We start from the raw sequence: 15851 nt of genomic DNA on the forward strand, positions 1-15851 counted from the left end.
CAAGATGAAACATATAAAGTATATTCTTCTTTCCTTATTAATTTGTATTACGTTTTCATGCAAAAAGGAATTTTTAACAGTTCAGCCTCAAGGTCAACTCTCAGAAGACCAGCTGATGAGCCAGGATGGAGTTGAGGGGCTTTTAATAGGTGCTTATGGCCTTTTAAATGGAAACGTGAACGGTACCTGGGGCAATTATGGGGCGGCACCGAGTCAGTGGTTATTTGGCGAGGTCGCCTCAGATAATGCACATAAAGGAAGTAGCACAGGTGATCAGCCACCCATGAACGCCATTGAACAGCATTCGCCAACCAGCACAAACGATAACTTATCGAACCTCTGGGACCGGTGTTTTGAAGGAATCCAGCGTTGTAACAGTACACTAAGGGTTTTAGCGAGTCTGCAGTCCGGAGGCGGTTCAGGTAAATTTAGTGATGCCCGTGCAAAGGAAATCCAGGGAGAAGCCAGATTACTGCGTGCACATTATTATTTCTTTTTGGTACGGGTATTTAAATCAGTACCTTATGTTACAGAAGCCAGCAATGGTACTTTTGTTCCAAACGATAAGGATATTTATCCTAATATTATAGCCGATCTTCAATATGCTGTAGCTAATTTAAGTCCAACCAAACCCAAAAACCAAAAAGGAAGGGTTGATAAATATGCTGCCCAGGCTTATCTGGGGAAAGTTTATCTATACCAGAAAAAATATACTGAAGCGTACGATCTGTTAAATGCGGTAATTTTGGCTAAGGCAGATTTAACTACAATGCCTTATTCAGATAATTTCGACATTACCAAAGAGGATGGACCAGAAACGATTATGGCTGTTGAACATTCGGTTGGAACAGATGGTACAAGCGGAGATAATGGAAACGTTGGCGATATGCTTAATTTTCCCTATGGTAATGCACCAATTAACTGCTGTGGCTTCTTTCAACCTTCCATTGATTTAGCCAACTCTTTTAAAGTGAGTACTTTAGGTTTGCCATTGCTGGATGGAAGCTATCGCAATAATCCATATCAATCTGATTTGGGACTGACTGGTTCAGCTAAAGATAATTATGTGGTAGATAAAACGCTACCTTTAGATCCTAGAATTGAATCTACCATAGGAAGAAGGGGTGTTCCCTACCGTGACTGGGGTTTAATGGCAGGCGATACCTGGATTCGTGATTCCAGTAACGGAGGCCCCTTTATCGCTGTTAAAAATACCATTGATATTGCTCAGCTAACCAGCGGAACCGCACCGGGTGCTACCAACGTGAGCGGATTAAATGTGAATCTGATTCGTTTAGGCGATGTTTATTTAATGGCTGCAGAATGTGCAGTAGAAAAAGGCGATTTAAGCAGGGCTTTAACGCTGGTAAATGCCGTAAGGGCACGTGCCGCTAAAATAACGCCACAAACCATAAATGGAACGCCTGCAGCCGCGTATAAAGTAAGTCAATACCCGGCATTTCCCGATGATACTTATGCCAGAAATGCCGTACGTTTCGAACGTAGGTTAGAGTTAGCTATGGAAGGACACCGGTTTTTTGATTTGGTAAGGTGGGGTATAGTAAAACAGACCCTTGAGAGTTATTTCGCTTTTGAAGGCGGGTATTTTAACTACTTGAAAGGAATTAGTATAGAAAGCCGAGATGAATATTTCCCTTTACCGCAGGATCAGATAGACAGAAGTAAGGGAACGTTAAAACAAAATACCGGATATTAGGTGAATCGATAATTGAATACACTAGCGGAGCGATGATCAAAACATTGCTCCGCTGATGTTTTCTTACATGGTTTTTAAATCTATATTTTTTAATTGCGGGCTGAATAAGCAAATTGATACGCCCGAAGCTATCTGTTTTAAGAAATATTTCTTCATCCGGTTTCCTTTCTCTGCAGATTGAAAAAGCATCTTGCTCGGTGGGGTTAGGTAACTTTAATATGGCTACTGCGCTAAGTAAAATAAACCCGACCGACAGCGTTATCCCGATCTGAACGGATTTAATTCACACGTTTTGTGCTATCGGGATTAAGCAAAGGGCGGGACTACAGTAACCGAAACGGCACCGCAATTGCTTTCCATAAAAAACAGATGTTATAACAGTAATTTATTAATGATATTTAGATTAGCACTATATCTTTTAACATCTAAAAACTATTTATCTTCCTTAAATCTGCTGAAAACCAGCAGCGCTATTAAACAAAGCCCAAAACCTACCACGCCATTTAACCTTAACCCATAATCATTGCCCGGATCTTTACCATAAATGGTGAGCATGGCAAAAATGGCAATCCCCAAGGTTTGACCAAGTTTTACAAAAAGATATTTCACCGCGAAAAACATGCCTTCGTGGTTTTCACCTGTTTTCAACGTGTCTCTTTGTGCAATATCGGCCAGAATCGCAGTAGGTAAAATGCCAAGCGCTGCCAGTGGGAAAGAGGCTGATAATACCAGAATGTAAATCTGCGTATATGGCCCGAAAGGTAATTTACCTAAAAAGAAAATAGTGACGAAGATTAAACACAACACGCCAAAGGCAAGCAGTACAAAAGGCTTTTTGCCAATTTTAGCGGAACCAAAGTTTACCAGTGGATAAAATAGCAAAGATGCCATAACCATGGCGCCCATAAATTTGCCTCCTTCTGATTCCGGCAGACCCAATAAAACCGTGCAGAAGAACAATAAACCACTTGATATAATGCTCAGTGCCGTATAGAAGGCAAAATCAGATATGAGGTAGTATTTAAAATTACTGTTTTTAAAAGTACTTTTTATAGCTGGCCATAACGGAACGTGTGTAGGTTTGGCCACCGAAAATTCTTTTTCATTAATGAAAAGAATGGGTAATAACATCACCAATCCAGATAAGATGCACAAACCCCATATTGCGGCCTGAATGGCTTCGCTGCGGCTGCTTACATGAAAGTTAGCTTCAACCAGATCGGCAAAGTTATTGGTACAGGCCGATAAAATAATGCCGATAACAAAGCCCACCTGCTGGTAGCTGGATAACTTAACTTTTTGCTTCGGCGTATGGGTTACTTCAGCCAGCAAAGCATTATAGGGGATAATATAGGTGGTAACCGATATAAAAAATAAACAAAGTGTGATGGTGAGCCACCAGGCATTATGCAAACTTTCTGTTTTTTGAATGGGATAAAAAACCAATCCGCAGAAAAGCATAGCCGGCACAATGGCCCATTTCATAAAAGGCATTCGGCGACCGTTTTTATTGGTACTCGCATCGCTTCTTGAAGCGATGAAAGGGTCGTAAATGGCATCTACCAGTCTGCCTGAGGCCGCAATGATAGAAAGGATATTAAATGCACCCAACAAAACAAGCTGTGGTACCAAAGGTGTTAAGCCAGCGTTACTTGGTGGCAGGTAGACATAGGGAAGCATAACGATGATAATGTTGGTCATCGTACTCCAGCCAATCATACCGGCGGCATAAGCAATTTCTTGTTTTAAGGAGAGTGTTTTGTTCATTAATTTTTTAAAAAATGTTTTTTAAAACTCGCAGGTTTTTTGAAACTGTGAGGTTAAACCTTGTATGAATTATTTCTTATTAAACCACCTGCTTACAAAATAGATGACCAGAAATCCGGCAAAAATGTATAAACCATTAAGTGCTGCATTTTTATCATCAGCGTAAATGCTGAAAGCAACAAAAGTATAAGCTGCAATAAATATAATAGGCAATATAGGATATAATGGCACAGTATAAATGCTTTTTTTATCAAGATGTGCGGTTCTTTTGCGGAGAATGAAAATGGTTGCTGCGGAACTCGCCATACTAATACTTTCTAAGAAAATGGTATAGTTTAAAATTTTATCGAAGGTTTTCGCATAGAAAATAATCACCACCGAAATCAAGGTAAAAACGGTTAAACTAATGGTAATTACTTCTGTTTTTTTGTTCATCCTGCTAAAAATTTTTGGCAGAGCCCCTTCTTCGCCCATCGCAAACATGGCCCTTGGGTTGCTCAACAGATTCACATTCACATAACCCATTACCGAGAAAAAAATAATTACCGAAAGTGCGTTAAATCCGGCAGGACCAAATATTTTTGAAGCCAATATTGCCGCTATACTTTCGGCCGATTTTAATTCTTCGAAACCGATTACTTTCACATATGCATAGTTAATGGCCAGGTAAAGGGTCACAATAATGCTTAAACCTATAATAATGGAGCGCGGGATTACTTTTTTTGCCTCTTTAACTTCACCACCAAAGTTGATGGTTTGCGCATAACCTGCATAAGAGAAAGAAACGGCAATTAAACAAAGGCCTAATGCCTTTCCATAATCAGACCAGGTTGGTAAAGCTCCTGTTGCGGTTTTAAAAAACGGTATAACGGTTTGTGTTTGGCTACCAAAAAATACCGCACATATGAGCGTTAAAATCATCCCGATTTTAATTACCGTTAATATATTTTGCGTTTTGGCACTCGCTTTTAAACCCAACAGGTTAATAAAATAAAACACCAAAATGGTGGTAATGGCTATCGCCACCCTGGATGTTTCACTTTGTATGGCAGGTGGTAAAATAATCTTGCTCAGGTACTCTGCCCCGATAATAGATATGGCCGCTACCGATGCGGCGCTTGAAATAATCACAATACAATTAATAGCAAAGGCGATGGAAGGGTGGTAGGCTACAGAGAAAATTTTGTAATAGCCACCAGTTACAGGGAAACGCGATCCGATTTCGGCATAAGTTAATGCCCCGCAAAAAGCCACAAAACCACCGATAAACCAGGCCAGGTAAAACAATTCGGGAACCTGGGCCTTAGCCGCCACATTTACGGGAGTACGGAAAACACCCATTCCAATCACTAAACTCACCACAATCATGGATAAATCAAAGAGCGAAAGCTGTTTTTTTTGTTGCATTAAAAAGGGTTTTTGAATAATTGGATGAAGATAGGGAAATTATGTAAAGATGTTAGATGTCAGATGTTAGATGTGAGATGGGTGATGTGAGATGTAAGATAAGATGTAAGATGGAAAAGGGAGGATGGAGGCGAAACTTCTGGGTCATGGTCTTTTGGTTCATTGGTCATTAGTCACTAGTTTGTTGATCATTAGTTCATTGGTGCATGGTTGATAGCCAATGGATAAGTTAACAATTGACCATACAAAAACATAAGTAATTAATCTTCTCCTCACCATCATACTATGACTATCAAACAATCGTCCATATGCTACCAGGCCATTATCCATTTTAAATATGCCATCATCCATCTTTATGTTGAAACTTTCTTTTGTTTGCCTCACAGAATAAAACTATTATTGTATGATCATTCTGATGGATTATTTGAAAAATGTTTCTATTTCAATCATCAGGATTGTTTCTACAAATTCTTCATCACTTTGCAGATCAAAAAATGCAGGGTTTTTCATTGAAGAACAGATAAACATATTATGGCAGAAGTAATTTATAACGACGACAGTATCCGCTCATTGGATTGGAAAGAGCACATCAGGTTACGTCCGGGTATGTATATCGGTAAACTTGGCGATGGCTCTGCACAAGATGATGGTATTTATGTTTTATTAAAGGAAATTGTAGACAACTCTATTGATGAGTTTGTGATGGGAACCGGAAAAACCATCGAAATTACATTATCCGAGCAAAAAGTTAACGTTCGGGATTATGGCAGGGGCATTCCATTAGGGAAAGTAATTGATTGTGTAAGCAAAATCAATACGGGTGGTAAGTACGACAGTAATGCTTTCCAAAAATCGGTGGGTTTAAATGGCGTGGGTACAAAAGCAGTAAATGCATTATCGACCAGTTTTACCGTTCAATCGTACCGCGATGGAAAAACTAAAAAAGTAGAATTTTCTAAAGGTGAAATCGTAAATGAAAATCCGGTAATCGATACCACGCAACGTAACGGTACGGCCATTACTTTCTATCCCGACGAAAGTATTTTCAGAAATTATCATTACATCCCTGATTTTGTGGAAAGCATGGTTTGGAACTACGTTTTCTTAAATACAGGTTTAACGATAAATTTCAATAATCAGAAATATTTTTCAGAGAGAGGCCTTTACGACCTGCTTTCCAAATTCAATAAGCCCGAAGAAATCAGGTACCCGATTATTCACATGGTTGGTCCCGATATCGAAATTGCAATGACCCACGGGCAGCAATATGGCGAAGATTACCATTCATTTGTTAACGGACAGCATACCACACAGGGTGGAACGCATCAGGCAGCTTTCAGGGCAGCAGTAGTGAAAACGGTTCGCGAGTTTTTCAAAAAAGAGTTTGATGCAGCTGATGTGCGTTCATCCATTATTGCGGCCATTTCTATCCGCGTGCAGGAGCCTGTATTCGAATCGCAGACCAAAACCAAACTCGGATCTCAGAATATGGGACCGGAAGGCCCATCTGTAGCTACGTTCATCAATGATTTTGTTAAAAAAGAACTGGATGATTACCTGCACAAGAATCCGGATGTTGCCGATGCTTTGCTAAAAAGGATTATGCAATCAGAGCGGGAGCGTAAGGATATTGCGGGGATTAAAAAACTGGCTAACGACAGGGCTAAAAAGGCATCATTACACAATAAAAAATTACGCGATTGTAAAGTTCATTTCAATACCACCCACGAAAAGCGTTATGAAACTACCCTTTTTATTACGGAAGGGGATTCAGCCTCTGGTTCCATTACCAAATCGCGCGATGTAGATACACAGGCAGTATTTAGTTTGAAAGGGAAACCACTTAACTGTTACGAACTGACCAAAAAGGTAGTGTACGAAAATGAAGAGTTTAACCTGTTGCAACATGCTTTAAACATTGAAGATGGTTTAGATGGGCTTCATTATAACAATATCGTAATCGCTACTGATGCCGACGTGGATGGAATGCACATCCGTTTGCTCATGATGACTTTCTTCCTACAGTTCTTCCCTGACCTGGTAAAAGCAGGCCATGTATATATTTTGCAAACACCGCTTTTCAGGGTTCGGAATAAAAAGGAAACTATTTATTGCTATAGTGATGAAGAACGTAAAAATGCAATCGAAAAACTGGGTAATAAACCTGAAATAACCCGATTTAAAGGACTAGGTGAAATTTCTCCGGATGAATTCGGTTTGTTTATTGGCAAAGACATCAGATTGGATCCTGTTATTTTAAAAGATCAGACAATCAAAGGCCTGTTAGAATATTACATGGGAAAAAATACCCCAGACAGGCAGCAGCATATTATCCGTAACCTCAGAATAGAAAAGGATGAAGTAAATGAAGAACCTAAAGTAATTACAGAAGAGGTGGCTTAGTTTATCTCGGGTTTGTGTGTTCCACGAGCCAGTTTTTAATGAATGCATTAAAAGATCCTTCAATCGCGCATATTAAAGAAGTCGAGTTTTTAAAACTCGATTTCTTTGTTTAAGGGCTACGCTATCCTATCCATTGAATTAATCCAAAAAAAATGTCATCTACGAAGCAACGCCGGGTACCCGCAAAGGCTGAAGAGATCTTTAAACTATAATTACTCCTCGGGCGCATTCACTGTATTTTCCGGATGCTGAGGGGGCAATACATCTACCTTTTTTTCTACGATGGTGATTTTCGTAAATACAGCATATTTACTTGGAGAAATACCCCTGTCATATTTTTCTGCATAAGCCTGGGTAAATTCGGCGCCAAAATAGAGTATGATCGAGGTATAATAAATCCACAATAAGATCACAATGATGGAGCTGGCTGCTCCAAAAGCAGAACCCGGATTGCCTTTTTCAATATAGATACCGATCAGGTATTTACCCAAACTGAACAGGATAGCCGTAAATAGAGCGCCGATGATTGCCGATTTCCAACGGATAATTACATCCGGCAATACTTTGAAAATAACCGCAAAAACGGCTGTAACTGCGGCAAGGGTAATGACGTTGTTTAAAATATAAATCAGCAGGGCCATGGTGTCATTTGCAACCGGAATAACCTCATCTATTTCGCTTTGAGAAAGCAGGCTGGCCAGTTTGGAGCCTAAACCTACCACAATGCTATTGACCACGAGCGAAACCAGCAATAAAAAGCCCATGGAAACAATTAAAGAGAAAGACAATAAACGGTTGGAAAGCATTTTAAGCCAGCCTTTTTTAGGTACAGCCTTTACTTTCCAGATCATGTTGATGCTATCTTGTATTTCAATGAAAATAGCTGTTGATCCGATAATCAGCGTTCCTATACCAATAATTAAACCAATGGTAGACTGACCAGATTTATTGGCATGTTCTACAAAACCCTGAATTTGCGTAGCTGCATCTCTGCCTACCATTTCGGTCACCTGGCCATAAAACTGGACCCTTGTCTTTTGGTTTCTTTCGTCGCCAAAAAACAACGTGGCTGCCGAGAGGAGAATAATAATTAGTGGCGTAAGTGAAAAAATAGTGTAGTAAGCGAGCGAAGCACTCAATTTAGTTACCCGATCTTCTACAAAACCTTTTCCGGCAGCAACAAAAAGATGATAAAGTGCAATAAAGAAATTTTTGATCTTGGTGATTACTTTCATCTGAAAATTAAAACGGATATCCTATGCCTATATTAAAAATTAAATTCTGTCTGCGCCAATCTTTATTGCCAAAGGCAATATCATCAAATACCCACCTTTGTCCTTCAGGCAGATAAGGTTTTCGCAAAGGAAAGGCTACATCTAAACGAACAACAAAAATGGTTGCATCTACACGTAAACCAGCACCAGTACCCACAGCTAACTCGTTAAAGGTATTCTTTAGCTTAAAACCTGATCCTAATCTTGCTGTTTCCGGTTTTCCAGGTTCTCCCAGATCTTCTTTCCTGAGCCAGATATTTCCAGCATCCACAAACAATGCGCCATAAAGGACACTAACCAGTTTAAACCGGAGTTCAGAATTAAGCATCAATTTAATATCACCACCCTGATCAGCAAAAATCGCATTATCCGGAACTTTGTAAGTCCCCGGCCCTAAAGTACGGGCCGGAAAAGCCCTGATATCGTTGCTCCCCCCGGCGAAAAATTGCCTCACAAATGGTAATGAACTGCTATTACCATAGGCATAACCATAACCCAGGTTTAAACGGTTTGCCCAGATCAGGTTGCGGTTAATTTTATAATAATCCCTAAAATCGGCTTCAGCCCTGATGAATTGCGTTAGTGGAGTGTTAAATAAAGTTTTTTGTCCCTTCTCATTAGTTGGCGTAAATAAGCCCCAAACATTACCGCCTGTTTCTAGACCCCCGAAGAAATAAACATTATTGCGGCGGTTGGTTTCCATCTGGTTGGTGTAGGTAAAGTTGTAATTACTACCAATGATAAACTGATTTTCAAGGGTATTCCTCAATAGTGGATTTTGTGTATATATTCTCTGTTCAGTTGTATCAGAGGGGAAAGAGGTCGATACATAACTAATCGAGATGGGGTTTAAGTTATGTTCTTTATACTGGTTCTCTTTAAAATTATAGCCATACTCACCTTTTATAGCATGTAAGGTATATTCAGACCCACGGTTAAGCATCTGGTAAGAAAGCGAAGCAATGGTTTTCGGTATAAAAGCGTTTGTGCTATTTGGCTTATAAAATGGTACAATAAACCTTGGGAAGGTTAGTTTTCCCTCTGCTGTAAATGATAAGGAGTTCCGGCCCAGCGAAGTACCCCTGACCTGTGTTTCAAAGCCACCACTAACACTCACATCCAATTGCTCAGCACCCCTGAACAAATTTCGGGTAGTTTGGGTAACCTTTACTTCAGACCCGACAAAATTGTTCGATTTACTGGTGCCTGTAACCGAAAAACTCAATGAGTTTTTCTTTAATGGTGTAAGGTAAATATTAAGGTCCAATTGATTATTTCTGAAGCTGTCAACTGGTAAAAATTCTGCCCTGACATCTCTGAAGGCCCCAATGTTAACCATTCTGTTTAACGATTGGTTATGATCTTTACGGTTATAAGGTTCACCCTTTTGGAAAAACACCAGACGGTCGAACAGCCTTGGCTTAAAAGTATTCCGGTCATCATAAATACTGAAATCGTGATATTCCAGTGGCTTTAACTTTCTTAAGATGGTATCCCTACGTAGGCTATAACTCGGATAAATATTAATATCCCTGATGGTATACGGTTTCAATGCGGCATCAGGGGCAATATCTTTTACCTTAATGTTCACGTTTACCAGGTTTTTACCTATGGTGCTATCAACCTGCATAATCAGATAATCGGGCCCAAAATAGAAATAACCCTGCTCTTTAAGGTCATTATCAATCCTGATACGCTCGTTTTTATAATTGTCTAAGTCGTAATAGTCGCCTGCCTTTATTAAGGTTTTATTTTTGTTTTGATTAATGATTTTGGTTAAAACCCCGGTATCAGGAGGGAAAGTAACTTTGTTGATTTTATATCGGTTACCCGTTTCTGCAGTATAGATGGCTTTGCCTTTTTTACCTTTTACTACCGTATCTCCGGTAACCGATGCCTGTAAATAACCCTCACTAATTAAATAGCTGGTGAGCACATCGTTATTGTATTTTAGTTTAACTTCGTTAAGAAGGACCGGGGCTTCTCCCTGTCTCCGTAACCAGTTTCTAAAACCTTTAGGCTTTTTTGGTTCTCCGGCGAGGTTATAAATCCCAAGTTTAAACTTTATGCCTAAAATAGAACTATTGGGGCGGGGTCTTGTCTTACTTTCTAAATCGCGCTTTACCTGTTTCTCATCATCAATTTTACCTGAAGAATCCGGATTAATCTTTACTTCAGCACCAGTGTATAAATGTTGTCCCGGCTTTAACGATTTGGTAGAGCTGCATGCAGCCCAAACTAAGCAGGCCAGTACTAATAAAATTGGTCTAATTAGTTGTCTCATTTTTAGGTTTTTGTTCAATGTTTCTTCTGTTGCGTTTTTTCTGGAAAATCTCTCTGAATTTATTGTAGTCTACTACGAGGGTGAAACCCAAACCGGTTTCGATAATCTGCCCCTGTACAATTACATCGTTTTGGTTGCGTCGGTAAGCCCTTAATCTGTATCTTCCGTCGGCTGATAAAGCGTATTCAACGTTTACGTTTCCGCCGATATCGGTCGATTTTTCGCCCGGTGCCTGCGGTCCTTCCAGGGCAAAAGAACTTCCTACAGTAACCGTAAGCCTATCATTTAATAGTTTTTTTGATAAGCCAACTTCCAGGTCTGTTTTCTGTTGAAGTGATCCTGTAGAATAATCTTCTGATGAATTTACGCCAAAGTTCAGTTCTACACCCTGAATTAAATCAGAAGCAAGGTTATTTAACTGTTCTGTTAATAATTTACTCACGCTTGATCTGGCCAGGGTAGAAACACCACCGCCGCCACCAGCTAAACTCTCGAAAGGATTGTTGGCGATAAACCTGTTCAATGCCAATAATGCAAAAACCTGTTTGTTCAGTTCGCTTTCATCGCGGTTTACGTTGATCAGTTTGGTGTATACCGTTCCATTTAACGCACCACGCTCGTTTTCTGGTAAATCAAGTTTGAAAGAAATGATCGGTTTCAATAGCTCGCCTTTCATCATCAAATAAACCTGGAAAGGCAATTTGGTTTTGGCCTGGATGTTATCCGGCTCATTGATCAGATCGATAGGGGCCGCATTCACTTCGTATAATGCCGTTAAGTTCACATTGGCCGAAGTAGGTTCACCCGTCCATACAATGGTACTTCCTTTAACCAGTTTGAACGCTTTTTTGCCTAGCGGACCAACTGATAAATTGTACGAACCATCTATAACTTCGTAACGGCCTGTTAAACTGATTTTTCCACTTGGGTCCATTGTTGCATTGAGGTCTGCCTCGCCTTTGATATTCAGGGCATCGCTATTTGACGGATCTACCACCACATTCAGTTCTGCCTCAGGATCAATGGTGATGGCAGCAACCAGGTTAATCCCTTTCATAGCAGCTTTACTAACGGTATCAACTTTCAAAGCTTTCTGGCCATTAAATGGTGGCGCGTCAGCATCAATAAACTGCACAATTCCCTCCTGGTCAATAACAGAAGGATCGCTTGATGGCAGGGCAAAAAAGAATTTTGTGCCTTTGTTCACCCTAACGTTCATGTTTACGTCGGGCTGGTTCAAATCGCCGCGTACTTTAATGTCGCTGGTTAAAAATACCGTTCCATAAATCAGGTCATTATCAGCTGCGGTCGAGTTGATTGCTCTGAAATTGTTCATCTTGATGTCTAAACCAAAACGGTAATTTTTGAAATTGCTGGTATAAACTTTTCCATTGATGGTCGCCTTCTGATTTAAGGAATCGATCAGCGTAAAGTTGTTAAAACTGATCCCTTCATTTGTGAAGGAAATTTTCTCGTTGGGCATGCGGAAATAGGAGTTTACGTATGCCACCCTGATTCCTGCATTATTGAAAGTTAAATCGCCCAATATTTTTGGAGCAGTTAATTCACCTTTAACACTTAGTTCCCCTGATAGCGTGCCCGTTCCATTTTTAAGCTGACCTGCAGATAAACTCTCGATATTTTTCATTTCGATCTTATCAATATTCACGGTAAGATCCAAAGCACTTTTCGGCGCAGTATAATAAAATCCGTTTACCCTTAGTTCATGTACCCCGGTTAAGGCAACGTTTACCTCGAAGGCATTTTCGGTATTGTTGTTTACCGCTAAACGTAAGGTTCCCAACTGATCTTTTTGATAGCGCAACTGATCGATGGTGAGGTTTGCTTCAAATTTTGGTGTACCGGCCAAATCTTTAACATTTGCAGTACCATTTAAACGGCCACCAACCAAAGTCGTATCGGTTTCAGCAAATTTAGTTAAGGTTTCCAATTGGAAATCTTTAAATGTTACATTCAAAGGTGCATTGGGCTGGGTAGGATTGCTGTTGATAGATAATGACTGACCATTATTGCTGATCTGAAACTGGTTAACCAATATGCCCGAAGCGCCAAATTGGATATAGTTATCCTGCGAAACTACCCATTTCTGATAATCGAGCAAAAGTTTCTGCGGATCTAAAGAGAATTTAAAATCTTTATTGATCGATTGGAAATTACCTCCAATTACATACTTGTCCTTTTTCTGCCTGTCTCGCAAGAAAATGTTAACACCTAAATTGTTATTTGCAGCATCGCCACTTACTTCGGTATTGAAAAGTGCAACAGATGGACTTTGAAGGCTTTTAACAGTTAAGCTATAGTCTAATTTATTGTCGTCATTATTGATGGTTAACACCGTCGTATCTACTTTAAAATCGCCGTAAACAACCTGTGGAAAGTTGCCTTTAATCTGCAGGCTGTCTTTTTGAGTATCAATCAGCCCGTAAAACTGTGACGATTTGAATACCGTTAACTCAGGCACAAAGTTCTTTAATAACTTAGAATCATACACCTGGATAAAAAATCTTAAACGTTGATCGGGCACCTTTGTAACCGTACCAAAAGCGTAATATTTATTGATTTCGTTAATAATGGCGCTGCCTACTTTGGTCAGTTGGTATTTTCCGTCGATTTTTGCTGAAAGTATTTCCGATTTCAGTGTAAGCTCGTTTTCAGTTGCGGTAGATTTTGCCCGGACCGAAATTGTATCAACATTAATTCTTTGTTTATCTTTTACCAGTTGTAAGCCAGTAACATCCACCGATCCGTTCAGATAATCAGCATCGGCAGTAGCCAGATCTACTTTAACCACTCCGGCAGCACTTAACACCGTCGGACTGAAGTTGAGCGCCTGCAGGTTTACCTGTTTCAGATTCAGATTAGCTTTTACCGCAGGATATTTACCTGCAAGGTTTACTTTCGCGTCTAAATTAAAGTTGGCATTACTGTCGGGCATGTTGCTTTTGATGTTGATACGCTGATTGCTGTAATCTCCGGCAAGTGTTAAATTTCGGTAAGTGTATTTATTGTAATAAGCATTTAACACTTTGGCACTAAACTTCGCATTGATTTTTTTAGGATCAAGGCCTGTTCCCGCTACATTGGCCTTAACGGAAACGCGTCCTAGTTTAGGCTGCATTTTTAAAAGCCTGCCTACATTGAAGTTATTTAAACTCACATCTGCTTTATAAGTTTCTTTGCCTTTAGGCCCATTCATACTTGCAAATAACACAGCGCCGCCCATATCGGTATTGATGTTCAGGTTGGTGTTAAAATCAGTCATTGAACCTTTAAAATTACCTTTTGCATCAATTACGTTAGGCAGTTCAATTGAAGGGGGTAACGATTTTTTAGGTACGGCTACCAGAATATCACCTTTGGTAACATGAAGTTTCCTGATGTTTAAATCAAGAAAGGTTTTTTTAACATCAGGTAAACCTTTTGCCTTTCCACTGATATCAATCTGGGTGTTTTTTAAACCGCTAATCTGCAGTTTAGGAATATTCAGGTCGTTCAGGTAGCCGTTAACATCAGCATTGATTTTTATTTTTTCGTTGCGATAATTTGCTGGTACTGCATTGCTAAAGTACCCGGCATCTTTTAAACCAATAGTAGTATTTTTAAGGGAAATGTTCAGTTTTACGCGTTCCGGGTGTTTGGTCAAATCCTCCATTGAGGTAAAATTTAACTCTGTAGCATTTTCAATGGCGGTATTAGGTGTTTTCAGGACGAAATTGCTCAGTTTGATCTGTTTATCATTATACACTGCATCGCCTCGCAGTTCGTCCAGGATAAAACCGCTTTTTTCCTTTAAAGATCCATTTTTAACATTGGCTTTTATGCCTGCTGCACTATAGCTTACATCGCTTGCACCTAAGTTCAACTGGTTTATTTTTAAGTGGTTAAAGTCCATGCCTTTAGGGGCGGGTTTTGCACCCAGGTTGTCGAACTGTACATCGTTATCGGCTAAACTAATGTTCTTGATCATCAATCCCAATGATGATTTTTCAGGAACAACTGTATCTTTAACTTTCTTTAAATCGTTGCTTGGGGCCGGCTTAAATGCGAAAAGTATATTAGATTTGTTTAAATGCGCATCATCTACAGCATATTTACTATTGGTTAAATCTACTTTCAGGTTTACCAGGCCAAGGTCGTTTACATCGGCAACGGCTTTAGTCGTCGAAATCTGGTCATCGTAATTAACCTTAACCTTGTTGAAAATAAAATTCTGTACCTCAATTAACGGCAGTTTACCCTGTTTTTTTTCAGTGCTATCTACGCTATTGGTAATATGTTGCACCAATTGGACCAGTGGTTTTTGCTGTAGATAACGGAATGAAGTGTTGACCAGACTTAATTCTTTAATGATATAATGCTGATTGGCCAGGTCGAAATCTTTAATTTTGGTTTTAAATGCACCCAAATATAATTTTACATCATTACCGGCAACATCATCCCGGTAATTAATGCCAATATCTTCAAAGGAAACTTTATCAACAGAGAATTTTAGCGTAGAAGTGGTGTCTTTTTTCACCTGCTCCTCCGGTTTTTTCTGATCGCTTGCAAAAGCATCAACCAGGAAAGAAAAGTTAAAAGTGGTATCCGGAGCAATGCGCTTCACATTGGCTCGAACATTTTTAAGTTCAACGTTATTGATTTCAACCGTATTTTTTAGCAGCTTAAATAAACTGATGTCTACAGCAAGTTTTTCGGCATACAATAAGGTGTCGCCTTTACGGTCTTCGATGTAGAATTTGTTTAAAACCACATCTTTTGGTAAAGCAATTTTGATGCTCTCCAAACTCACTTCGGTTTTGGTTTTATTTTTAAGATAGTTTATCGCTTTTCCTTTAACAAAATTCTGAACAGCTGGAATATTTAGCGAAAGGGCCACACTAACCACCAGGATGATGATGGAAGCAATTACCCACAATAAAATTTTAAGACTTTTGCGTACGTATTTATTCAAAGCTAAGTGTGTTTGGTATTTAGATAA

General features: G+C 39.6%; 7 protein-coding genes. 2 read left to right on the forward strand and 5 right to left on the reverse strand.

Going from position 1 to position 15851, the window contains the following annotated elements:
• Positions 1-4: 4 nt before the first annotated feature.
• Entirely contained in the window at positions 5-1717 is a 1713-nt protein-coding gene (locus ACIQXP_RS11560) for a RagB/SusD family nutrient uptake outer membrane protein (protein ID WP_293744603.1), read from the forward strand.
• A gap of 432 nt (positions 1718-2149) precedes the next feature.
• Here the strand turns inward: ACIQXP_RS11560 and ACIQXP_RS11565 are convergent, their stop codons facing one another.
• Positions 2150-3484 (reverse strand): MFS transporter, encoded by a 1335-nt coding sequence (locus tag ACIQXP_RS11565; RefSeq protein ID WP_293744602.1) that lies wholly within the window; start codon positions 3482-3484, stop codon positions 2150-2152.
• Positions 3485-3553: 69 nt separating this feature from the next.
• Positions 3554-4891: an APC family permease gene (locus tag ACIQXP_RS11570; protein ID WP_293744601.1), complete on the reverse strand. Its 1338-nt coding sequence runs from the start codon at positions 4889-4891 to the stop codon at positions 3554-3556.
• Positions 4892-5422: 531 nt separating this feature from the next.
• Between ACIQXP_RS11570 and ACIQXP_RS11575 the strand changes: the two genes are divergently transcribed.
• A complete protein-coding gene (locus ACIQXP_RS11575) occupies positions 5423-7294 on the forward strand; it encodes a DNA topoisomerase IV subunit B (RefSeq protein WP_293744600.1) in 1872 nt (623 codons plus the stop codon).
• 212 nt (positions 7295-7506) lie between these two features.
• Here the strand turns inward: ACIQXP_RS11575 and ACIQXP_RS11580 are convergent, their stop codons facing one another.
• The 3 genes from ACIQXP_RS11580 to ACIQXP_RS11590 are packed head-to-tail and all read right to left on the reverse strand — an operon-like array spanning position 7507 to position 15824.
• The gene (locus ACIQXP_RS11580; RefSeq protein ID WP_293744599.1) at positions 7507-8529 is read right to left on the reverse strand and encodes a YihY/virulence factor BrkB family protein; all 1023 of its coding nucleotides are present in this window, start codon (positions 8527-8529) and stop codon (positions 7507-7509) included.
• Between the two features lie 7 nt (positions 8530-8536).
• Complete coding sequence (gene tamL / locus ACIQXP_RS11585; RefSeq protein WP_387503853.1) at positions 8537-10852, reverse strand: translocation and assembly module lipoprotein TamL; 2316 nt, start codon at positions 10850-10852, stop codon at positions 8537-8539.
• A complete protein-coding gene (locus tag ACIQXP_RS11590; protein WP_387503854.1) occupies positions 10836-15824 on the reverse strand; it encodes a translocation/assembly module TamB domain-containing protein in 4989 nt (1662 codons plus the stop codon). The genes tamL and ACIQXP_RS11590 overlap by 17 nt, the downstream gene beginning before the upstream one ends.
• Positions 15825-15851 lie beyond the last annotated feature (27 nt).

Source organism: Pedobacter suwonensis (assembly GCF_044762335.1).
GTDB lineage: Bacteria > Bacteroidota > Bacteroidia > Sphingobacteriales > Sphingobacteriaceae > Pedobacter.